This window comes from Microvirgula sp. AG722 (assembly GCF_003269145.1).
Taxonomy (GTDB): domain Bacteria; phylum Pseudomonadota; class Gammaproteobacteria; order Burkholderiales; family Aquaspirillaceae; genus Microvirgula; species Microvirgula aerodenitrificans.
Window position 1 is genome coordinate 1 of record NZ_QLTJ01000013.1, and the last position, 22,768, is coordinate 22,768.

The window sequence follows — 22,768 nt, forward strand, 5'->3', positions numbered from 1 at the left end:
CCATGCACGCTGGACAGCAGCGCGCTGCTCATCTTGCTGTAGACGACCACGCAAAAGAGGATGGACAGCAGCGTTATGATCAGAATGACAAACGCCACCATTTTGCTGCGTAGAGATTTCATCGGATTTCCCTCTTTATCTTGTGCGGAGCACCGCTCCCGGTTTCCCGATATCGCCGGCATGTGGCAAAGAGCGGGGGCGGGGGGGCTGTTGATTGAATTTGTTATTGATGTTGCAATCAATTTCCGCTGTTTTATTCATTCTGAATCAATCAAATGGCGAGCAATGGCAATGCAGAAATGGAAAAATGTTTTCAGCGTTATGTCATCGCCTGCATGACGCACGTGCTTGAGTAAACCCTCTGTACCTGTCAAGCCTGCCAGGGCAGTTTACGTCTTTTGCGTGTTGTATGGCATAGAATGCGATGCAAATCTTAGGACAAACACAGCGCATGAAATCCTTTCCATAAAATAACGTTAAAAAATTTTCATTCAACAGATTGCCAAATGAAAGATCAGTTATTTTTGATAAAAACCGTATTGGATTATTCCGTTGTCAGCGGAACGGTCAATATGAATGACATGTTTTTTCTGCGGACGGGAAGCAGGGCGGGGTGAGGCCCTGCTGATGGCGCGGAGCACGCAGTGGGATGTGATCAATGATCCGGCCGGCAGCACCCGCTATGTGGCCTGGGTGCTGGTCTTCGACGATGAACTGGTACGCGGGCTGACCGCAGCTGGTCGCAAAAGCCGTCTGTGTCGAGCCAGCCTATGGTCGGTTTCATGGTTCATGCCAGCGAGCTGGGGCAGGCGAGCCTGGAGTTTGCCTGCGGCCGTTGAGGCGTGACGGGTGGGGCCTTGCCCGGTGAGTGTGAACGGCTGTGGTTCTGCCGGAATGACGTTGCGGTTGCCTGTGCGTTTCCTATTTCACCTTTGTGAATTCGGTCACGACTTGCGCACTGGGCTCGTTCTTTGTCGGCACGTCGGGGACATTCAATGTGTCCTTGCAGAATGTCGGTGTGGTCAATGGTCTGCTGATCGTCAAGGGGATGTTCAGCCCGAATGCGGCGGCTTCACCCGTCAACAGCCTGGACGACATCATCGCCGGGACGCAATCGTCCACCCTCCCTCGCCTGACCGGTGTCAGTCTTGTTGCCGGGCAGCAATACCGCTATCTGGTGCTGCGCGAAGCTGATGCCGACACTGTCGCGTGCGCTGCAGGTGGCCAGCATCGGCAGCCTGACCGGTGCCATGGATCGGGTCGGAACCCGTCTGGAAGGTCTCCGGCTGGCGGACAACGCGGCAGGCGGTACGGCGCGCGGCATGGCCGCCGGGGATGAAACGGCACGCAATGGCGTCTGGGCCAGGACATACAGTCTGCGCGGAAGCCAGAACGAGCGGGACGGTTTCGCCGGCTACGACAGCAAGGGCTGGGGCATTATCGCCGGTGCCGACCACGAGTTCGCACCGGGGCTGGTCGGTGGCGTCGCGCTCAGCTATTCCGACACCTCCGTCGACTACAACGACCAGCTCAGCGGCAACAGCTGCCGGGTCAAGAGCACGCAGCTGTCCGTTTACGGCAGCGTTCCGCAACTGAAGCTGGAATGGAACAAGGTGTCGCAGGACGGCTATACGGAAAGCGGCGGCGGCCCGCTGGCACTGAGTGTGGACTCGAATTCGGCCGAGCGCATGCGCTCCATCCTGGGGGCCCAGCTCAATCACGACACGTCAATCGGCGGGGTCAGGGTCCAGCCGTACGTGAACCTGTTCTGGAATCACGACTTCAAGAATGCCGGTATCGATTCTGGCGCCAGCTTTGTCGGCGGCGGATCGGCATTACCAAGGGCAGCGGCTACACGGCACAGGTCGCCCATGCGACAGCCCGCTGGGCGTTCTGATCCCTGTCGGTGTGTGTGAACAGCCAGACAGAATGACCGGCCCCGGGGCCGGTCATTTTCATTTGCGCTCGCCACCATGAAAAGCGGAGCCATCCCCGGGGCGTTTTCCGCTACGGGTGCGCGGCGCCAAACCCCAGCATATCCAGCGCCGCCAGCAAGGCGTCATTTTCCGCCGGGGTGCCGATGGTGATGCGCAGTTTGTCCCGCAGGCGGTCCTCGTCGAAATAGCGGACGAAAATGCCCTGGGTCCGCAGGCCCTCGAACACGCCCCTGGCACCGCCCCGGCTGTATTCCGGCACGCTGACCAGCAGGAAATTGGTCTGGCTCGGCGCGGACGGCAGCGCGCGTGCCGCCAGCGACTGCGCCATCCGTTGCCGTTCGCTGCGCACCCGCTGTGCCGAGGCCCGCGCCGCGTCGCCGGCTTCGAGTGCGGCGACGGCCAGGCGCTGGGCGATGGCGTCGACGTTGTAGCTGTCCTTGGTCTTGAACATCGGCTCCAGCAGCGAGGCGGCGCCCAGCCCGTAGGCAAAGCGCAGCCCGGCCAGTGAATAGCCCTTGCTCAGGGTCCGCAGCATCAGCAGGTTCTCGTGGCGGGACAGCAGCGGCAGGGTGTTGTGCGCCAGCGCCGGGTCGACGAAGTCGACATAGGCTTCATCGATCAGCAGGACGCCGTTGAACTCGCTGGCCAGCCGGTCGAGTTCCGGCACACTGATCAGCGTGCCGGACGGTGCATGCGGATTGCAGATCAGCAGCAGTGCCACCCCCGCTTCATTCATCTTCCTGCCCAGGTCCGGCGGCAGCGACCAGTCGTCCTGCAGCGGAAGGGCGAAAGTGGGGGAGTCGTGTATTTCCGCCAGCACGCCGTACAGGCCATAACTCGGCCGCACAATCCCGATCGGCTGCCCGGGCTCGACAAACGTACTGATCGCCAGCCGCAGCAGCTCGTCCCCGCCGTTGGTGGCGATGACATTCTGCGGCGACAGGCCATGTACGCTGGCCGCCAGCTCCCGGAAGGCGCGGGCGCTCGGGTGCGGGTAGCGGCGCAATTCATCCGGCTGGACCGATTGCAGCGCCTCGATCACCTGCCGGGCCGGGGGATACGGGTTTTCGTTGGTATTCAGCTTGGCGACGACCCGGCATTCCGGTTGATCTCCCGGGGTGTACCCGGCCGCCCGCCGCACATTCTGTCTTTCATGAGTCATGCGTCTACATCCACTGTCTGTTCAGTCTGGTCGCGAATCCCGGCTATTAATACGCCCCTGAATGTGAATTGCAACCGCCCCCGCTCGTTGCCGAACGGGGGCGGTTGCCCTGCGCCGGCTTACTGGTAGACCGGATGGCGGCGGCACAGCGCCGTGACCTGCTCCCGCACCTGGCGTGCCACCAGATCGCTGTTGCCGGTTTCCAGCGCATCCAGCACGTCGCACAGCCAGCCTGCCAGCTGCTCGCACTCTTCCACGCCAAAGCCGCGGGTGGTGACGGCCGGCGTGCCGATGCGCAGGCCCGACGTCACGAACGGCGAGCGCGGATCATTGGGCACCGAGTTCTTGTTCGCCGTGATATAGGCGTTGCTCAGTGCCGCATCGGCGTCCTTGCCGGTGTACGGCTTGTCGGACAGGTCGATCAGCATCATGTGGTTGTCCGTGCCGCCGGACACAATCTTGTAGCCGCGCTTCTGCAGCAGGGCGGCCATGGCACGGGCATTGGTCACGACCTGCTTCTGGTAGGTCTTGAACTCGGGCGCCAGGGCTTCCTTGAACGCGATGGCCTTGGCGGCGATCAGGTGCATCAGCGGCCCGCCCTGGACCCCGGGGAAGACAGCCGAGTTGAGCTTCTTGTAGAAGTCCTCGTCCTGGCCCCGGGACAGGATCAGGCCGCCGCGCGGGCCGCGCAGGGTCTTGTGGGTGGTGCTGGTCACCACATGGGCATGCGGCAGCGGATTCGGGTATTCGCCGGCCGCGACCAGGCCGGCCACGTGGGCCATGTCCACCCAGAACAGGGCGCCGACCTTGTCGGCAATGGCGCGCATGCGCGCCCAGTCCTTGTAGCGTGAGTAGGCGGAGAAACCGCCGATCAGCATCTTCGGCCGGGTTTCCAGCGCGATGCGTTCCATCTCGTCGTAGTCGATCAGCCCGGTCGCCGGATCGAGGCCGTAGGGGACAATCCTGTAGTGACGGCCGGAGAAGTTGGACGGGTTGCCGTGGGTCAGGTGTCCGCCCTGGGCCAGGTTCATCCCCATCACGGTGTCGCCGGGGCTGACCAGCGCCAGGAACACGGCGGCATTGGCCTGGGCGCCGGCATGCGGCTGGACGTTGACATAATCGCAATCGAACAGTGCCCGGGCCCGCTCGATGGCCAGGCGCTCGGCCACATCGACATACTCGCAGCCGCTGTAATAGCGCTTGCCCGGATAACCCTCGGCATACTTGTTGGTCAGGACTGTGTTCTGGATGGACATCACCAGCGGGCTGGCATAGTTCTCGGACGCGATCAGTTCGACGTGGTTTTCCTGACGGCGTTCTTCGTTGCGCACGGCCTCGGCCAGTTCGGCGTCGAAATCGTCGAGGGTCACGGATTGCTGGTAATACATGTTGACGGGGTCCTGTGGTCGGGATGAAGGAATGGGCTGAAGGGGAGCGGTCGGCGCCGGCAGGTCCATCTGCCGGCGGACATCGCGTATCAGGGAGCTGGCTGCCGCCAGCGTGTCTGTCACCGGTTTGCCTGGCAGGGCCTCGATCAGCCAGGAGCCGATCACGACGGCGTCTGCCGTGTGGGCGACTGCGCGCGCGGTCTGCGCATCGCGGATGCCGAAACCGACGCCGACCGGAAGCCGCACGTGGCGGCGGATGCGCGCCAGCGTGTCCTGAACCTGGGCCATGTCCAGCGTCCGGGTGCCGGTCACGCCATTGACGGACACGCAATAGACATAGCCGCTGGCACATTCGGCAATCTGCCGGATGCGTTGCTCGGTCGACGTCGGGGCAATCAGGAAGATCAGATCCATGCCGTGCCGGCGCAGTTGCGTGGCCAGCGCGCCGGACACTTCCGGCGGGTAGTCGACCACCAGCACGCCATCCACTCCGGCCGCCGCCGCGGCCTCGGCAAAGGCGCCCGGACGGCGCAACTGGTCGTAGCGTTCGAGCGGATTGGCGTAGCCCATCAGCACCACTGGCGTGTGGTTGTTGGTGCTGCGGAACTGGCGGACGTGGTTGAGCACCTGCGGCAGGCCAATGCCGGCGAGCAGTGCCTGCTCACTGGACTGCTGGATGGTCGGGCCGTCGGCGGACGGGTCGGAAAACGGTACGCCCAGCTCGATAATGTCGGCGCCGGCGCTGACCAGCGCATGCATCAGGGTCGGGGTGATGCCGGCCTGCGGATAGCCTGCCGTCACATACGGGATCAGCGCCTGCCGACCCTGCTGCGCCAGACGGTGGAAGGTGTGCTCGATCCGGCTCATGCGACACCTCCCGCCCTGCTGCAGTCATGGGCCAGTACCGTGTCCATGTCTTTGTCGCCCCGGCCGGACAGATTGACCAGAATGGCCTGCTCGCGGGACATCTCCCTTGCCAGCTTGATGGCATGGGCAACGGCATGACTGGCTTCCAGCGCCGGAATGATGCCTTCGACGCGGCTGAGGCGATGGAAGGCGTCGACCGCTTCGGCATCGGTGACACCGACATACTCGGCACGGCCGATCTCGTGCAGCCACGCGTGTTCCGGTCCGACGCCCGGATAGTCCAGGCCGGCACTGATGCTGTGGGTCTCCAGCACCTGGCCGTTGTCGTCCTGCAGGATCAGGGTGCGGTTGCCATGCAGCACGCCGGCGCTGCCGCGCTGGATCGAGGCGGCGTGTTTGCCGCTGTCCAGCCCGAAACCGGCGGCTTCCACGCCGATCAGGCGCACTCCCTCGTGGTCGATATACGGGTGGAAGATGCCGATGGCGTTGCTGCCGCCGCCGACACAGGCGACTATCGCATCCGGATGCTGCTTCAGCATCTGCCGGCGCCGGAACAGGGCCGGCATCTGCTCCAGGCACTCCTTGCCGATCACGGTCTGGAAGTCGCGCACCATCATCGGATACGGATGCATGCCGGCCACGGTGCCGATCAGGTAGAACGTGTTGTCGACATGTGCAACCCAGTCGCGCATGGCCTCGTTCATGGCGTCCTTCAGCGTCCGGCTGCCGGATTCCACCGGCACCACGGTCGCACCCAGCAACTGCATGCGCTGGACATTCGGGTGCTGCCGCCGGATGTCCTCGCTGCCCATGTAGATCACGCACTCCAGCCCGTAGCGGGCGCAGATGGTGGCGGTGGCCACGCCGTGCTGACCGGCACCGGTCTCGGCAATGATGCGCCGCTTGCCCATGCGTCGCGCCAGCATGGCCTGGCCGATCACATTGTTGATCTTGTGGGCGCCGGTATGGTTGAGGTCTTCGCGCTTGAGGAAGATCTGCGCGCCTCCCGTCTCGTCACTGAGCCGTCTGGCGTGGTACACCGGCGATGGCCGGCCGACATAGTCCGCCAGCTCGTCGCGGAACTCGGCGACGAAGTCCGCATCGTCCCGGTAGCGCAGATAGGCCCGGTGCAGTTCGTTGACGGCGCCGGCCAGGGTCTCGCTGATGAAGCTGCCGCCGAAGCGGCCGAAGAAGCCGGCGGCATCCGGTTGGGCGCAGGGTGGCATGCGGGTCATGCTTGCAGCTCCTCATGGGTTTTCTGCCGGGCGGCGGGCGTTGCCAGCAGGCGCGCCACGCGCACCACGATCTCGTCGATCTGCGCTTCGTCGCAGATCAGGGCCGGGAGCAGGCGCAGGGTGGTGTCGCGGGTCACGGTAATCAGCAGGCGCTGTTCGTCCAGCGCGCGCCCGACCAGCTCTCCGCAGCGCCGGTTCAGTTCGATGCCGGCCATCAGCCCCAGGCCGCGAATCGAGACGACGTCGGGGTGATCGCCCAGTGTCGCCTGCAGGCCGGCCAGCAGCCGGCGGCCCAGCACGGCGGCCCGCGCCGGCAACTGTTCGCGCTCCATGATGTCGAGCACGGTGCAGCCGACACGGCAGACCAGCGGATTGCCGCCGAAGGTGGAGGCGTGATGACCGGGCGAGAACAGACTGGCGGCCGCGCCGCGCGCCAGACAGGCGCCGATCGGCACGCCATTGCCCAGCCCCTTGGCCAGGGTGATGACGTCGGGCACGATGCCGGCATGCTGGAAGCCGAACCAGGCGCCGGTACGACCCATGCCGGTCTGTACCTCGTCCATCATCATCAGCCAGCCGCGCTCGTCACACAGCTGGCGCAATGCGCGAAGGTAGGAAGCAGAGGCCGCATGCACGCCGCCTTCTCCCTGTACCGGCTCGATCAGTACCGCAACGATGTCGGCGGTCTGCGCCGCCAGTTCGCGGACGGCCTCGATATCGTCGTAGGGCACGCGCACAAAACCCGGTACCAGCGGCTCGAAGCCGCGCTGCACCGCCGGGTTGCCGGTCGCGGCCAGCGTCGCCAGCGTGCGACCATGAAAACTGTTCTCCATGACCAGCACCAGCGGCTGCACGACCTGTCTGGCGTTGGCATGGAGCCGGGCCAGCTTGAGCGCCGCCTCGTTGGCCTCGGCCCCCGAATTGCAGAAAAAGGCGCGTTCCATGCCCGACAGCGCGCACAGCCGCTGACCGAGCTGTTCCTGCCATTCGATGCGGAACAGATTGGAGGTATGCAGCAGCTTGCCGGCCTGGTCGGCGATGGCGGCGGCGATCTCGGGATGGGCGTGGCCGAGGTTGGTGACGGCGACACCGGCGATGGCATCCAGGTATTCCACGCCCTGCGCATCCCACAGCCGCGCACCATGGCCCCGGGTGAAGGAAACTGGCCGGCGCGAATACGTCTGCATGAGATACGAGGGTGAAGTGTTCATGGCTTTTCTTCCTGCTTGGTCGTGATGCAAAAGAATTCCGCCGGCGGCCGGCGGCTTACGCGCTGGCGGCAGTTTCCGCCGTGGGCCAGTAATACGAGTCGGGCAGGGCGCGGGCGCCGAAAATGGCCTGCCCGACCCGGACCACGGTCGCACCTTCCTCGATGGCGATCTCGAAGTCGCCGGACATGCCCATCGACAGCTCGTTCAGGCCGATGCCGGGCGGGGCGTCCTGGCGCAGGCGGTCGCGCAGCTCCCGCAGCAGCACAAAGCAGGCGCGGACCCGCGCCGCCTCGGCCGAGAACAGGGCCAGCGTCATCAGGCCGCGCACGCGCAGGGCCGGGAAGGCGGGCAGGGCGTGCAGGAAGGCCGCGACGTCCTCGGGCTGCAGGCCGTACTTGCTGGCCTCGCCGGAGGTATTGACCTGAACGAACACATCCAGCTCGCGGCCTTCGGCCTGCAGGCGCCGGTTCAGCTCCTCGGCCACCCGCAGGCTGTCCAGTGCCTGGAACTCGTCGGCAAAGCGGGCGACCAGCCTGGCCTTGTTGGTCTGCAGATGGCCGATGACCGACCAGTGCAGGTCCGGCAGATCGGCCGTGGCTTCCCACTTGCGATGGGCTTCCTGCACCTTGTTCTCGCCGAGCAGCCGGCAGCCCGCCGCATACGCGAGGCGCACATGCGCTTCGTCAAAGGTCTTGCTGACCGGCAGCAGGCGCACGCTGGCCGGTTCGCGACCGACCCGCAGGCAGGCGCTGGCGATGCGTTCGCGAACCACGGCCAGGTTGCGGCGGAAGTCGTCGACGGTATCGGCCTGCGGATAGCGGCCGTGCCGGTCGTGCCGGGTCTGGGTGCCGGATGGCGAGGCCGGAAGATCGGTGTGGCTGGATATCGCGGGCATCAGTTGGCTCCCCCTTTGTTGATGGCGGGTTCGGCGGCAGGACGCACCGTGTCGGTGGCTGCGGCGCGGCGCGGCAGCGCGCCATTGAGCACGGCGTAGGCCACCAGCCCGATCAGCAGGCCCCAGAACGCGCCGCCGATGCCGAACAGCTTGATATTGGCCGCCGCCGCCAGGAAGGTGATCAGCGCGGCTTCGCGGGATTTCGCATCGGCCATGGCATTGGCGAGGCTGCCGCCGATGGTGCCCAGCAGGGCGAGCCCGGCCAGAGTGGTGATGAAGGTGGCCGGAAAGGCCATGAAGACGGCGGCGAGCGTGACGCCGAACACGCCGACCAGGATGTAGAAAATCCCTGCCGCCACCCCGGCGATCCAGCGCCTGGACGGGTCCTCGTGCGCTTCCTTGCCGGTGCAGATGGCGGCCGTGATCGCGGCGACGTTGAAGGCATGCGAGCCGAACGGCGCCATCAGCAGGGAACCGAGGCCGGTGACGGTCACGATCGGGTTGGCGCTGGTCTTGAAGCCGTCATTGCGCAGCACCAGCATGCCGGGCATGTACTGCCCGGTCAGGGTGATCAGGAACAGCGGCAGCGCGACACTCAGCAGCGAGTTCAGCGTGAACACCGGCAGGGTGAAGACCGGCGCGGCCAGTTTCAGTTCCAGCCCGGACAGGTCGACGCGCCCCTGCAGCAGCAGGAAGGCCAGCCCCAGCACCAGGATGCCGACCACGGCGTAGCGTGCGGTGAAGCGCTTGAGCACGACATAGGCAACGATCAGCAGGCCGGCCAGCAGCGGGTCGATGCTCATGCCGCCAAAGGCGCCGATACCGAACTGCAGCAGAATGCCGGCCAGCAGGCCTGCCGCTACCCCCGGCGGAATCAGCCGGATGACGCGTTCGAAGTAGCCCGACAGACCGAGCAGCACAAAGGCCGCCGCCGAGACCAGATAGGCGCCGACCGCCTCGGCATACGGCGTCGTGGCCAGGGCGACGACCAGAAAGGCCGCGGCCGGCGTCGACCAGGCGGTGATGATCGGCTCGCGGGAGATCCAGCTGAGGAAGAGCCCGGTGACCCCCACACCAATCGACACCGACCACACCCAGGAGGCGGTCAGTTCCGGACTGAGGCCGGCCACTTTCGCGGCCTGGAACACCAGGATGAATGTGCCGCCGTAGTTGACGATGACCGAGATCAGCCCGGCCACGACCGGGTGAGTGAGATCACTGAGGCGAAGGGATGAAGACGAAGCTGAAGAGGACATGATTTTCTGATCTCCGCTGCCTGACAATGTGCCCGGCATAGACTGGTGGTGAATTTATATCGCGTGACTGGACGGTGTGGCCCCTACACTTTGGACGGCTCGGGCAGACCACTTTGTGCAGCGCACCCCGGCAGTGCCTCAGCCATGGATGCGCTGGAAGTCGTGCATGAAGTCGGTCAGCGCCTCGACGGCGGGCAGACCGATCGCGTTGTAGATGCTGGCCCGGATCCCGCCGACCGACGCATGGCCCTTGAGTCCGTTGAGCCCGGCCCGGTCGGCCAGTTGCAGGAAGGTCTTTTCCAGGGCAGGGTCGGCCAGCACGAACGGCACGTTGTTGATGGAGCGGCTGGCCGCTTGCACCGGGTTGACGTAGAAGCCGTCGCTGCTGTCGATCGTGCGGTACAGCAGTTCGGCCTTGGCCTGATTGGCGCGGTGGATCTGCTCGATGCCGCCGGAGCGGCTGATCCACTTGAGGGTCAGCCCGGTCAGGTACCAGGAGAAGGTGGCCGGGGTGTTGAGCATCGAGTCCGCCCGTGCCTGATGGGCATAATTCAGCACGTCCGGTGTCACGTTCAGCGGCGCATCAAGCAGCGCTTCGTCCACGATGACGACGGTGACGCCCGCTGGCCCGATATTCTTCTGCGCGGCGGCGTAGATCAGCCCGTGCTTGGCCACATCGATCGGTTTGGACAGCAGGCTCGAACACGCATCGCAGACCAGCGGGACGGCGGCATCCGGCGTGGTGGAGAACTGCACGCCATGCACCGTTTCGTTCTCGGTGTAGTGCAGATAGGCGGCATCCGGGTTGAGCTGCCAGTTTGCGGCGTCGGGGATGTGGTCGAAACCGGACGATTCGCTGCTGCCCGCGACGCGGACGTCGCAGTAGCGGCTGGCGGCCTGGATGGCCTTGCCGGACCAGAGCCCGGTGTGCAGATAGTCCGCCGTGCGCTTGCCGCGCAGCAGATTCATCGGCACCTGCGAGAACTGCAGCGAGGCGCCGCCCTGCAGGAACAGCACCCGGTAATGGTCTGGTACCTTCAGGAGGGTGCGCAGATCCTGTTCGGCCTGGCGGGCAAGCTCGATGAATGTCCCCGAGCGATGGCTGATTTCCATCACCGACATGCCGGTGCCGGCGAAGTCGAAAAATTCCCGGTGCGCTTCCCGCAGCACTTCCATCGGCAGCGCGGACGGGCCCGCGCTGAAGTTGTGAGACCTTGCCATACGTTTTTCTGAGCCTGTTCGGATGAGTTCGCGATGCGTGGCATCGCCAGTCACAAAGGCAGTGACGACCCGCACAGTCTATGGATAAGATGGCCTGATTTAGTGGGCCATTTCCACCCTGTCAGGCAGACCACATGGCAAAGACATTCGAGCTTGAAACCCTGAAAATGCGGCTGAACGATGCCGAGTTCGAGCTGCTGAACCTGCACCAGCGCATCCAGCGCGCACTGCGTGCGCTGATCCTCGACGGCGCCCTGGGGCCGGGCGTGAAACTGCCGGCGACGCGGGCGCTGGCCACTTCGCTCGGCGTGGCCCGCGATACGGTCGAGAACGCCTATGTGCAGTTGCATCGCGACGGCTTCATCGCCCGGCAGAAGGGCTCGGGCAGCTATGTGTCCGAAACCGTCGGTACCGAACTGCGCGGCGCGGCGCGCAAGCGCATGAAGCTCCAGGACCACAAGCGCAGCACGATGGAACCGGGGGCGGGGCTGAGCCGGCGCGGGCGGATGATTCTCGACAGCGGCGGCACCATCGACCAGCAGGTGATCAAGGCGTTCGCCACCGGCCTGCCGGAAACCCGCACCTTTCCGACCGATGTCTGGGAACGGCTGCAGCGCCAGGCGCTGAAGGACTACCGCGCCCAGGTGCTGCTGCACGGCGATCCGCAGGGGGCGATGCCGCTGCGCAAGGCCATTGCCGCCTACCTGAACCTCGAACGCGGCGCCAAGGCTGCGCCGGAGCAGATTCTGGTGCTGAGCAGCACCCGGCAGGCCCTGTTCCTGTGTGCCCAGTTGCTGGTGGATGCCGGCCGGCCGATCCTGATGGAGAACCCGGGTTACTACGGTGCCAAGAAGGCGTTCGAGTCGACCGAGGCCAGGGTCGTGCCGATCGACGTCGACGCGCAGGGCATCCGCACCGATCTGTTGCGGGCCGATCGCAGCGGTGCCGACTGCGTCTACGTGACGCCATCCCACCAGTACCCGACCGGAGCGACCCTGTCGCTTGAACGGCGGCTGGAGCTGATCAGCTGGGCGGCGGAGAACGGCAAGTGGATCATCGAGGACGACTACGACAGCGAGTTCCACTACGACGGCCTGCCGACGGCCTGTGTCCAGGGCCTGGACAAGTACCAGCGCACGATCTACATCGGCACCTTCAGCAAGACGCTGTATCCGGGCCTGCGCATGGGCTATATGGTCATTCCGCCGGAGCTGGTCAGCGCCTTCGCCCGCGCGCGCAGCATCATGGACGGGCACACGCCGCAGATTCTGCAGCTGACCCTGGCGCGCTTCATGGAAGAAGGACACTACAACGCCCATGTGCGGGCGATGCGCAAGCTGTATGCCGGGCGCCGGGAAATCCTGCTTGAAGCCATCGATCGGCACCTGGCCGGCATTGTGACCGCGCTGCAGCCGGAGGGCGGCATGCAGGTCCTGTGCCTGCTGGAGGACGGCTGGTCGGAGGAAAAGACCATCCGCCAGGCGGCCAGCGCCGGCGTACTGCTTCCGGGGCTCAGCCGGCTGTACGCCGGCGAGGAAAAGCGGCAGGGCTGGCTGCTCGGTTATGCGTCGCTGACTGCCTATGAAATCGAGGCGGCCATGCTGCGTCTGGCCAATGCGCTGAAGAAGTAGCCGGCGGGCTGCGTGCTCAGTAGGGCAGCGGGAAGCGCCGGGTCAGCTCCGCCACCCCTTCGCGGATCGAGCTTTCCGTGCGGCTGTCGATGGCGCCGGCACGCACGCCGCCGAGCAGGGCAAGGATCATGTCGCCGATTTCCCGGAACTCGTCCGGCCCCATGCCGCGCGAGGTGCAGGCCGCGCTGCCCACCCGGATGCCGGAGGTGACCGTCGGCCCGGTTTCGTCGTTGGGCACGGTATTCTTGTTCAGGGTCAGACCGACCTGTTCCAGCGCATGCTCCGCCACATTGCCGGCCAGCCCCCAGGGGCGCAGATCGATCACGCCGAGATGGCAGTCCGTACCGCCGGACACGATGGACAGGCCGCCTTCCGCCAGCCGGCCGCACAGGGCCTGCGCGTTCTCGACCACGGTCCGGGCGTAGGCGTGAAATGTCGGGTGCAGCGCCTCGCCCAGCGCTACGGCCTTGGCGGCAATGATGTGCATCAGCGGGCCGCTCTGCAGGCCGGGAAATACGGCCGAATTGATTTTCTTCATGATCTCGCCGTCATTGCCCAGGATCATGCCGCCACGCGGCCCGCGCAGTGTCTTGTGGGTCGTGGTGGTGGTGACATGGGCGAACGGGACCGGCGACGGGAAGACGCCGCCGGCGACCAGCCCGGCAACGTGCGCCATATCCGCCATGAACAGGGCGCCCACATCGTCGGCAATGGCGCGGAAGCGCGCAAAGTCGAGGGTGCGCGAGTAAGCCGATCCGCCGGCGATGATCAGCCGGGGCCGTTCACGCCGGGCAATCCGTTCGACCTCGTCCATGTCGACCCGGTGCGACACCGGGTCGACCCCGTAGCTGATGGCCTGGAACCACCGCCCCGAGATATTGGCCCTGGCGCCATGGGTCAGGTGCCCGCCGGCCTTCAGGTCGAGACCGAGAACCTTGTCGCCCGGCGCCAGAAAGGCAAGAAACACCGCCTGGTTGGCCTGGCTGCCCGAGTGCGGCTGCACATTCGCGTATTCGCAACCGAACAGGCGCGTGGCCCGCTCGATCGCCATGTTCTCGGCAGTGTCGGCATGCAGGCAGCCACCGTAGTAGCGGCGGCCCGGATAGCCTTCTGCATACTTGTTGGTCAGCACCGAGCCCAGGGTTTCAAGCACGGCGCGGCTGACGAAGTTCTCCGATGCGATCAGTTCGATCGAGTGCTGTTGCCGCTGCCGTTCGGCGTCGATGACGCCCCAGAGGTCCCGGTCGGCCTGTTGCAGGGTGAGGGAGCCCACGGCGGGCAGGGCAAGACCGTCTGTGTTCGCCATTCTCGGCATGTAGTTTCCTGTGTCGATTGAAGCAGACCGGCGAATCCGGGCGTCTTGCGGCCTGCCGGCCACGCGGATTGCCGTCTGTGCTGATAAGGACGATCGGGCTGTCCATGGGCTCAAATGCAGAACCCCATCCTAATCTGGCCGCGAACGGGCGGGATATACCGTGTTTCCGGACCCGTACAGACCACTTTTCTGTCGTTGCAGTGCAGCAGATTTCGGCAGGTGGTCTGGTCCTGTCGCTGAAAATGGACTGTTACGAAAGACCATATTGGGAATAGTATTTTTGCGGGGATGATCCTGGCATACCCTCATTGCCGCGCCGACACTTGAATCCGTGCCTCTGCGCTGCAGGAAAATGGCCCGGCCGACCACCCCGCCTGTTCACTGCAACTTTCTCGTACTCGCTACTGTTTCCCCTGCCACCGTCGGTGCAGGGGCATCGGGCGATGTGCCATTCACTGTTGAAACGATTGTCGCCCGAATAACGGGCGAGCCTGAGTCGTGAGCGATCAGCCCCGTCGTGGTGCTGCAATCGTGATGTACCGAAATAAAAGATTCATCCATTTACCCGCCGGTTATTACCGGTTCGGGAAACGTTAAATAATAAAAATATAACGCAACTTTCATACTTGAAAAACGCAGCCAGTCTGCAAGCCGGAGATTGAAAATGAAACATTTGAATGCAGGTACCGATGATGCCGTCCATGTCATGCTGAACAAGCTGTCCACGCTGTGGAAAAGCCGTGCAGCAGTCAATCGGGAACAGCCTGACTACTGGAGTCTGGCCTTTGATCCGGCCAAGAAGGATTTCAGTACGTCCCTGTTGCCGTTCCGCGACCATCAGGCCTGGCTGGAAGCGCCAGAAGAACTGCAGTCCAAATGCCTCTCGTACGCCTGGGGAATTTATAACCTGAAAACCATTTATATTGAGTGCAATGTGGTGGCCCCGGTGTGCGAAGACATTATCAAGACGCCGCCGCCGAGCGCCAATCGCGCGCTGCTGCAGGACGTGATGTCGGAAACCCTGCTGGACGAAGCCCTGCATACGCGCATGTCGATCATGGCCTGCAACTATATCTACGATATGCGCGGCCTTCCGCCGCTCGACTTCTCGGACTTCAATCTGGTTCGCTGGCGCGACGGTCTGCTGGCGGATTGCGGTGCCGAGTGGGAACGCCGCCTGACGCGTTTCGCCATTGCCTGCGCCAGTGAAACCCTGATTACCGACTACCTGAAGACCATGGCCGAGGATGACTCGATCCAGGCCGTCTGCCATGAAGTCACGCGGACCCACGCCATGGACGAATGGAGCCACTCCAGCGTATTCAGCTTTGTGGCGACCGACATCGTTCACGGCCTGAGCCGCAAGGAACGCGAATACCTGCGCGCGGTCATCGTCAAGACCGTGCAGATGTTCGCCAACAACGAACTCGGGGCCTGGTCCACCGTGTTCTCGATGCTGGACTTCCCGCACGCCCGCGACATCCTGCACGATGTCGGCGACACCAACGAGATCGGCGTCTACACCGAATCGGTCGAAAGCCTTCTTGACCGGATCGGCCTGGCCGGCAAGATCCATTCGAATCCCGTTGCCGCCTCGCGCCAGGAGGTCCGTGCATGAACACCGTGGTCCAGGCGCGTTGCGAACGCGCCGTCCCGGAGGTGGGAGGGGTCAAGGTCTTCACGCTGCGGGCGCAGGACGCGCATGCCGGCTTTCTGAGTACGCTGCAGCCCGGCCGGCATGTCGCGATCCACTATCCGGACACCTCGGGCACCCTGCAGGAGCGGCTGTATTCGATCACCCGCCGGCAGGATGACGATCTGTTCGAGATCGCGGTCAAGCGTTCGGGCCGCAGCGGGGTCTCGGACCAACTGCATTCGACCCTGCAGGAAGGGTCGATGGTGCCGCTGAACTATGTGGCCGGTGACATCTCGCTGGCGTCGATTGTCGACCTTGAGCATGTCGGCATGGTCGCGGGTGGCATCGGCATCACGCTGCCGATCGCGCTGCTCCGGGAACTGGCGACCCGGTCGCGCAGCGGGCTGCGCGTGCCGGAGGTGGTGCTGATGCTGTGCGTGCCCCGGGTGGTCGACATCCCGTTCCTGCACGAGCTGCTGGAGCTGGACCTGACCATGGCGTGGTTCTCCCTGCGCGTCTTCGTCACCCGCGAGTGCATTCAGGACAGCGGTCACTTCATGTCCGGTCGCCCGCCGGCGGATGCCCTGCATATCCTGAAGCAGCCGCAGGCGGTGGTGATCTGCGGCAGTCATGCCTTTGCCCAGACCTTCCGCGAGCGGACGGCCACGATCTTCCCCGCCGCCCGGCTGCTGATCGAGTCGTTCACCCCGCCGGACGCGCCGACGGCGGCAGAGATCCGGCAGGGCGAAGCGGCAGCGCCGCTGCGCCTGCGCCTTGCCGACAGTGATGCCGTCATCGAGACCACGCCGGGCAAGAGTCTGCTGGACATGCTGGAATCCAGCGGCGTGCCGGTCCGCAGTCAGTGCCGGGCCGGCATCTGCGGCAGTTGCCGGGTCCGGGTGTCCGCCGGCGATTGCCGGTTCGAGCCCGACTTCTGCCTCAGCGATGACGACAAGGAAGACGGCTATGCCCTTGCCTGTTGTACCTTTCCCCTGTCCGGCGAATTGACGGTCGATCTGAAATCCGCCGCCTAGTCCCCGCTTCCCGTTCTCTTATTCCAATGAGGATTTGTATGAAAACAGCGATTGCACTGCGCCACATTCACTTCGAGGACGTCGGCACGCTCGATGCCGTACTGCTCGAACAGGGTTACCAGGTGCAGTACCTCAATCCGGCACTGGACGCGCTGGACGGACCGGCGGTCCGGAATGCCGACCTGCTGATCGTGCTGGGCGGCCCCATCGGCGCCTGCGACGAACAGATCTATCCCTTCCTCGAAGGCGAACTGGCCGTCGTGCGCCAGCGGCTGGCGGCCGGCAAGCCGATGCTGGGCATTTGCCTGGGCGCCCAGCTGATTGCACGCGCGCTGGGGGCCAAAGTCTATCCGCTCGGCGTCAAGGAAATCGGCTTCTCTCCGCTGACGCTGACGCCGGAAGGCCGCGAGTCGGTGCTGGCCACGCTGGGGGACACCCCGGTCCTGCACTGGCATGGCGACCAGTTCGACATTCCCGCCGGTGGTGTCCGGCTGGCCAGCACGGCAGTCGGAGCCAACCAGGCGTTCGCCATCGGCGCCAATGTGCTCGGGCTGCAGTGCCACCTCGAAGCCGACGTGCACAAGCTGGAAAGCTGGCTGGTTGGCCATGCCAGCGAGCTGGGGCAGGCCGGCATCGACCCGCGCACGCTGCGGGAAGACGCCGCCCGTCTGGGTGACCGCCTGACAACGGCCGCACGCAGCGTGATGGCGGACTGGCTGCGCCAGCTGGACCACCAGACGCCGGCATGACGGAGGACGTCACCCTGCCCGGGACGGCGCGGGGACCGCATCCGTATCTGCTGGATGTGGTTTCCGTGCAGTCCCAGGTCATCTACGGGCGGGTCGGCAACAATGTGGCTGTCCCCGTGCTGCAGGATGGCGGCCTCAGCGTGGCCGCCGTACCCACGGTACTGCTCAGCAATACCCCGCATTATCCCAGCGTCCATGGCGGCGCCGTGCCGGCCGAATGGCTGGAAGGCTATCTGTACGACCTCGGGCGACGCGGGGCGCTGCAACGCCTGCGCGCCGTTCTGGTCGGCTATCTCGGGCATCCCGATCACGCCGCCGTCCTCGCGCGCTGGATCGGCCGCCTGCAGCAGGAAATGCCAGGGCTGCTGGTGGTCGTGGATCCGGTCATCGGCGATGTCGACGTCGGCACCTATGTCGCCCCCGGTCTGGTCGACGCCTATTGCCGGTACCTGCTGCCGCTGGCGACCGGCCTGACGCCGAACGGCTACGAACTGGCGCAGCTGACCGGCATGCCGACCGGGCGCCAGGAAGAAGCGATGGCAGCCGCACGGCAACTGCTGGGGGCGCGCACCCGCTGGGTGGCCGTGACCAGCGCGGCGCCGGCGGCCTGGCCGGACGGGCAGATGGGAACGGCACTGGTCACGGCGACGGAGAGCGTGACCCTCCGCCACGCCCGGGTCGACTGCGCGTGCAAGGGCACCGGCGACCTGTTCGCTGCCAGCCTGACTGCCAGCCTGCTGGACGGTATTGCGCTGCCTGATGCCGTCTCGCTGGCCGGTTCGCGGGTGGTCGAGGTGCTCGAACAGACCCGCGCCGCGTGCTGCAACGAGCTGGTGCTGACACCGGGGCGCTCGCTGGCTGGCATCCATGACATCAGGGCAATGACACCCTGATACCGGAAAGTGGTCTGTTTATTCAGTTGCAATTGGACCGGTTTGTCAGTCCATTCGCACGGTATAAACAGAGCGGGAAACAGAACCACGGGAAATCGCGAATACGGGCATGCCTGCAACGGGCATGCCATTTTCTGCCGCTTTTCCAGCGCTGTTTTCCGGAACCTGCCGCCGCTTATAAAAAACGGATCGTGCCTGCTTGCCGGATAACCGGGCAATGACCGATGAGGCGCGGGTTTCTTTCTTGAAGTCAGCCAAGGAGTCAAAAATGATTGTTGTGCTGTTTGAATTGCAGGCTGCCCCCGGGCAACAGCAGACGTATGTGGATCTGGTGAACAAATTGCAGCCGCTTCTGGCACCGATCGAGGGGTTTATTTCGGTTGAATGTTTTCAAAGCACGCTGAATCCCGAAAAGGTCATGTCGGTCACGACCTGGCGCGATGAGGAGGCGGTGAAGCAGTGGCGGAACGTGCCGGCGCACCTGTCCGCGCAGAAAGCCGGCCGTGACAAGATCTTCCTTGATTACCGGGTGCGCGTGACGTCCGTCATGCGCGACTATGGCCTGCATCAGCGCGAACAGGCGCCGGAAGACAGCCTGATCGGTCGCCACTAGACCCGGGCAGCAGGCAGGGCTTGGGCGTGCGGTCGTTTCCCTGCGCCTCAAGCCCCTGTTGTTACCCCGGTCAGGACGAATACTGCTGCTGCTCGACCTGCTGCGCCCTTTTCCAGCTGTCGAGTTCCCTCAGCCCGGACACATAACGTTGCAGGTTCGGGTAGTTTTCCGGCCGCTCCAGACGCAGGGCGAGCTCGGCCACGAACACCATCATGAAATCCGCACCACTCAGGCGCTCGCCAAGCAGGTATGTCCTGCCCGCCAGCGACGATTCCAGATAGCCCAGAACCTTGTCGCACTCCTGCTGGGCATAGCCGGGCAGGAAGGTCAGCGCGGCCGATTCCCGGCTGCTGAAAATCTTCAGCAGCAGCGGCAGCATGGCCGAGCTTTCGGCAAAGTGAATCCACTGCAGGTAGGCGGCATGGTCGGCCGAGGACCGCTCTGGCGCCAGATGCGGGGCAAACCGCTCGATCAGCACTTCGGTCATGGCGCCGGACTCGGCAATCAGCTGTCCATCCAGTTCAATGACCGGGGATTTGCCCAGCGGGTGGATGGCCACCAGTGCGGGCGGCGCAAAATGGGACTGCGGATCGCGACGATAGGCGACCAGCTCGTACGGCAGGCCGATTTCTTCCAGCAGCCAGAGTGTGCGAATGGAGCGGGAGTGGTTCAGGTGGTGCAGCTTGATCATGGTGACCGGGGCCTTGTGCGGGATGAAGTCCTGCCGGCCGGCTGGCCGGGCAGGGGGGCGATCGTCAGGCCAGTTGTTCGAGCATGGCCATGGCCACGGCTTCGGAACTGGCCGGGTTCTGGCCGGTGATCAGGCGGGCATCGACCACGACATGCGGCTGCCAGTCCGCGCCCTTTTCATACTGTCCGCCCAGACGCGTGAATTCATCCTCGATCAGGAACGGCACCACCTCGCTCAGTTGCACCGCTGCTTCTTCACTGTTGGAAAAGCCGGTCACGCGCCGACCCTTGACCAGCGGCAGGCCATCGGCCGTACGCACCCGGCGCAGCGCCCCCGGCGCGTGGCAGACCAGCCCCAGCGGCTTGCCGGCGCGCTCGAAGGCTTCGATCAGCGCGATCGAGGCCGGATCTTCGGCCAGATCCCACAGCGGGCCGTGGCCACCGGGGTAGAACACGGCATCGAAGTCGTCGGCACGGACATCGGCCAGCTTGCCGGTATGGGCCAGTGCATGCCGGGCCTGGGCATCCTGGCGGAAGCGTTCGGTCGCCGGTGTCTGTGCGTCGGGCTCGTCACTCTTCGGGTCCAGCGGCGGCTGGCCGCCCAGGGGCGAAACCAGCGTCAGCTGCGCGCCGGCATCCCTGAACACGTAGTACGGGGCGGCAAATTCTTCCAGCCAGAAACCGGTTTTCTTGCCGGTGTCGCCGAGGCGGTCATGCGAGGTGAGGACGATCAGGATGTTCATGGCGGGGATTCCTTGTGCAGCAAAACGGTGCCGGCGAGGAGGCGGAACGCCTGCTGTGCCGGCCTGGTGACGGACGAAGTATAGTCCGAATAGACCGGTCGTCTAGTAAATGTTTGCTGCTCGCTGTCCGGCGCCATGAAAAAACCCCGGCGCTGGCCGGGGACGAAGGTGGTGCGGAACTGCTCGGCGCTCGCTACACGGTGATTCAGACCCGGAATTGCGCCAGCGTGCTCATTTGCTGCTTGACCAGGGCATCCAGCCGTTCGGCGCTTTCCGCGGTATTCCTGGCCGCCGTGCTCGATTCTTCCGACATCTGCGCGGTCTGTTCGACCTGGGCGGCGATATTGTTGCTGGCCACGCCCTGTTCCTGGATCGCGGCGGAGATTTCGGTAATGCTGACAGCGGCCTTTTCCGCATTCGTACCGATTTCCTCGATGGCGCGGCTGGCGCCATCGGCGCGGGAGACGCCGGTTTCGACCAGATTGTCGGCCGACTCCATCTGGGTGACGGTCTGTTTGGCCATGTTCAGCATTGACTCGATCATGGCGGCGATCTCCTGGGTCGATTTCGCCGTCCGTTCGGCCAGCTTGCGCACTTCATCGGCCACGACGGCAAAGCCGCGCCCCTGTTCACCGGCCCGGGCGGCCTCGATGGCCGCGTTCAGTGCCAGCAGATTGGTCTGGTCGGCAATGTCCCGGATGACATTGACCACCGTGCCCACTTCCGCACTCCTGGACTCCAGTTGCTGGATATGCGCGACGGAGTGTTTGACCACCTGGGAAATCTCGTGAATGTCGCTGATTGTGCTGCGGATGATCTCCGAGCCCGACGTCACCAGGGCGCGGGCTTCGTGGGCACCCTGCCGGGTCTCGTGGGCCTGCTCGGCCACATGGTTGATGCTGACGGTCATCTGTTCCACGGTCGACGCCATGTTCGAGGCGGATTCACTCTGTGCCGCCGATGCCGCCGAGACCTGGCGGGCAGTATCACTCAGGGCCTGCGAGGCAACATCGACTTCCTGCGCCACGCTGTGCAGCGCCAGGAAACTGGTCTGCAGTTTCTCCAGCAGCTGATTGAGCGCTTCGCAGGCTTCGCCCACTTCATCCCGCTTTGTCACCGGCGTGCGCCCGGTGAAATCCAGGGTCTCGCTGACAGTTTTCAGTGCATTGCGGATTTGCGCCAGCCCATTGTTGATGGTGCGGAACAACTGGAGCGACAGGCAACCGGTCAGCACGAATACGAGACCGATAAACAGCACGGACAGATTGCGCGTGCTTTCATAATGGGCCCGGCTGTCGGCCGCATCTTTTATGGTCAGCGTCTGATTGAGCTGATACTGGTCATCCAGCGCTTTTTCGGCGGCATGCGACAGTGGCACGGCCTGGCGTATCAGGGCAACCTCGTGTGCATGATCGAGGGAGTTCACCCGGGAAATCAGTGGCTGGATCGCGTCCCAGTAGCGTGCGCCGGTATCCCGGACATCATTCAGCTTTTTCTGGTCTTCATCATTGTAGATATTGTTGGCCTGATAATTGGCGATGGCAGTGTCAAAAGCCTTTTTGCCTTTGGCAATCTTGGCCCGGGCCGCACTGTGCTCGTCTTCCCCCTCCGCCAGCAGCAGGTCGCGCAGCCCGACCCGTACATTGGCCAGACCATGCTGGGCGAGAGAAATGTCATTCAGGCTGGGGAAAATACTGTTCATCATGGCTTCATGCTGATCCTGTGCCCGGCCCTGTTGCCAGATGCCGTAGCCGCCGACCAGCAACAATGAAAGTAATGCGACACTCAATGTCAGAAAAAGCTTTTTTGATATTGTCATTTTCGATTTATTTGATATTTATTTGGAATTGCAATGGTCATTCTGGCTGCCGGAATTATTCCGGCGCCGATATATTACGCTTGTTGCTGCATGGCCGGATCCCGCCCGCTCCATTGCGGAGGGGCCGGAAAGTTTCCGGTTTCCGGTGTTTTTCATTTATTCAGAGTGGCGCTGGCGGCATAAATCAGGCGGAGAATGGGACCGATAAAGAAATGATTGCCTGATCCGGAATGGAAGGTGTCTGTCATATGGCATGGCGCCGATCCGACGAAGCATGTCGCCATTGGCGCTGCCGCATGGCGTCAATCCTGTCGCCGCGGACAGTCGTGCTGGCGGCAGGCGCGGCAGGCCGGCGCGTCGCGACGGGGGCCCGGGCGGCAGCGGCGCTGCCAGCACGCATCGATCATGACCCAGACCCCCAGCAGCACGGCCACCAGGCAGCCTGCGCCCAGCATCCTGAGACCGATCATGGC

19 protein-coding genes and 1 pseudogene are annotated in these 22,768 nt (G+C 64.3%); 7 read left to right on the forward strand and 13 right to left on the reverse strand.

What is annotated here, in order from left to right; genetic code table 11:
• Positions 1–1,193: 1,193 nt before the first annotated feature.
• Positions 1,194–1,916, forward strand: a complete 723-nt coding sequence (locus DFO50_RS14465) for an autotransporter outer membrane beta-barrel domain-containing protein (RefSeq protein WP_028499004.1) — start codon at positions 1,194–1,196, stop codon at positions 1,914–1,916.
• Between the two features lie 91 nt (positions 1,917–2,007).
• On the opposite strand, the gene hisC is transcribed toward DFO50_RS14465, so the two are convergent.
• The 8 genes and pseudogenes from hisC to serC all read right to left on the reverse strand — a co-directional run bounded on the left by hisC (position 2,008) and on the right by serC (position 11,172).
• Positions 2,008–3,099: a histidinol-phosphate transaminase gene (hisC, locus tag DFO50_RS14470; protein WP_028499005.1), complete on the reverse strand. Its 1,092-nt coding sequence runs from the start codon at positions 3,097–3,099 to the stop codon at positions 2,008–2,010.
• Between the two features lie 119 nt (positions 3,100–3,218).
• On the reverse strand, positions 3,219–4,487 hold the full coding sequence (gene glyA, locus DFO50_RS19425; protein WP_028499006.1) for a serine hydroxymethyltransferase: 1,269 nt from the start codon (positions 4,485–4,487) through the stop codon (positions 3,219–3,221).
• A gap of 141 nt (positions 4,488–4,628) precedes the next feature.
• Positions 4,629–5,354 (reverse strand): annotated as a pseudogene (trpA, locus tag DFO50_RS19430) (tryptophan synthase subunit alpha); the annotation flags it as partial.
• The gene (trpB, locus tag DFO50_RS14480) at positions 5,351–6,580 is read right to left on the reverse strand and encodes a tryptophan synthase subunit beta (RefSeq protein ID WP_112692800.1); all 1,230 of its coding nucleotides are present in this window, start codon (positions 6,578–6,580) and stop codon (positions 5,351–5,353) included. The pseudogene trpA and the gene trpB, both read right to left, overlap by 4 nt.
• Positions 6,581–6,585: 5 nt before the next feature.
• Positions 6,586–7,800, reverse strand: coding sequence for an aspartate aminotransferase family protein (locus DFO50_RS14485; RefSeq protein WP_107890046.1), 1,215 nt, complete (start codon positions 7,798–7,800; stop codon positions 6,586–6,588).
• A 55-nt stretch (positions 7,801–7,855) separates the two neighbouring features.
• A complete protein-coding gene (locus tag DFO50_RS14490; protein WP_112692779.1) occupies positions 7,856–8,695 on the reverse strand; it encodes a YggS family pyridoxal phosphate-dependent enzyme in 840 nt (279 codons plus the stop codon).
• Positions 8,695–9,951 (reverse strand): benzoate/H(+) symporter BenE family transporter, encoded by a 1,257-nt coding sequence (locus tag DFO50_RS14495; protein ID WP_028499009.1) that lies wholly within the window; start codon positions 9,949–9,951, stop codon positions 8,695–8,697. The genes DFO50_RS14490 and DFO50_RS14495 overlap by 1 nt, the downstream gene beginning before the upstream one ends.
• A gap of 138 nt (positions 9,952–10,089) precedes the next feature.
• Positions 10,090–11,172 carry a 3-phosphoserine/phosphohydroxythreonine transaminase gene (serC, locus tag DFO50_RS14500; RefSeq protein ID WP_112692780.1) on the reverse strand — a complete coding sequence of 361 codons (1,083 nt, stop codon included), beginning with the start codon at positions 11,170–11,172 and terminating at the stop codon, positions 10,090–10,092.
• Between the two features lie 134 nt (positions 11,173–11,306).
• On the opposite strand from serC, the gene DFO50_RS14505 reads away from it, so the two are divergent.
• Complete coding sequence (locus DFO50_RS14505) at positions 11,307–12,803, forward strand: PLP-dependent aminotransferase family protein (protein WP_028499011.1); 1,497 nt, start codon at positions 11,307–11,309, stop codon at positions 12,801–12,803.
• A gap of 16 nt (positions 12,804–12,819) precedes the next feature.
• Here the strand turns inward: DFO50_RS14505 and DFO50_RS14510 are convergent, their stop codons facing one another.
• Positions 12,820–14,109: a serine hydroxymethyltransferase gene (locus DFO50_RS14510; protein ID WP_028499012.1), complete on the reverse strand. Its 1,290-nt coding sequence runs from the start codon at positions 14,107–14,109 to the stop codon at positions 12,820–12,822.
• 673 nt (positions 14,110–14,782) lie between these two features.
• Here DFO50_RS14510 and DFO50_RS14515 point away from each other — a divergent pair.
• The 5 genes from DFO50_RS14515 (at position 14,783) to DFO50_RS14535 (ending at position 19,043) form a co-directional block, all read left to right on the forward strand.
• Entirely contained in the window at positions 14,783–15,736 is a 954-nt protein-coding gene (locus tag DFO50_RS14515; RefSeq protein WP_028499013.1) for a diiron oxygenase, read from the forward strand.
• Positions 15,733–16,788: a 2Fe-2S iron-sulfur cluster-binding protein gene (locus tag DFO50_RS14520; protein WP_028499014.1), complete on the forward strand. Its 1,056-nt coding sequence runs from the start codon at positions 15,733–15,735 to the stop codon at positions 16,786–16,788. Before DFO50_RS14515 ends, DFO50_RS14520 begins: the two co-directional genes overlap by 4 nt.
• A gap of 38 nt (positions 16,789–16,826) precedes the next feature.
• Entirely contained in the window at positions 16,827–17,537 is a 711-nt protein-coding gene (locus DFO50_RS14525) for a glutamine amidotransferase (RefSeq protein ID WP_112692781.1), read from the forward strand.
• Positions 17,534–18,430, forward strand: coding sequence for a pyridoxine/pyridoxal/pyridoxamine kinase (pdxK, locus tag DFO50_RS14530; protein WP_112692782.1), 897 nt, complete (start codon positions 17,534–17,536; stop codon positions 18,428–18,430). The genes DFO50_RS14525 and pdxK overlap by 4 nt, the downstream gene beginning before the upstream one ends.
• Before the next feature lie 217 nt (positions 18,431–18,647).
• On the forward strand, positions 18,648–19,043 hold the full coding sequence (locus DFO50_RS14535; RefSeq protein WP_199489843.1) for an antibiotic biosynthesis monooxygenase: 396 nt from the start codon (positions 18,648–18,650) through the stop codon (positions 19,041–19,043).
• A 70-nt stretch (positions 19,044–19,113) separates the two neighbouring features.
• Here the strand turns inward: DFO50_RS14535 and DFO50_RS14540 are convergent, their stop codons facing one another.
• The 4 genes from DFO50_RS14540 to DFO50_RS19215 form a co-directional block, all read right to left on the reverse strand.
• Positions 19,114–19,734, reverse strand: coding sequence for a glutathione S-transferase family protein (locus tag DFO50_RS14540; protein ID WP_112692783.1), 621 nt, complete (start codon positions 19,732–19,734; stop codon positions 19,114–19,116).
• 64 nt (positions 19,735–19,798) lie between these two features.
• Positions 19,799–20,476: a type 1 glutamine amidotransferase domain-containing protein gene (locus DFO50_RS14545; RefSeq protein WP_112692784.1), complete on the reverse strand. Its 678-nt coding sequence runs from the start codon at positions 20,474–20,476 to the stop codon at positions 19,799–19,801.
• Between the two features lie 205 nt (positions 20,477–20,681).
• On the reverse strand, positions 20,682–22,295 hold the full coding sequence (locus DFO50_RS14550; RefSeq protein ID WP_112692785.1) for a methyl-accepting chemotaxis protein: 1,614 nt from the start codon (positions 22,293–22,295) through the stop codon (positions 20,682–20,684).
• A 302-nt stretch (positions 22,296–22,597) separates the two neighbouring features.
• Entirely contained in the window at positions 22,598–22,765 is a 168-nt protein-coding gene (locus DFO50_RS19215) for a hypothetical protein (RefSeq protein WP_156952502.1), read from the reverse strand.
• Positions 22,766–22,768 lie beyond the last annotated feature (3 nt).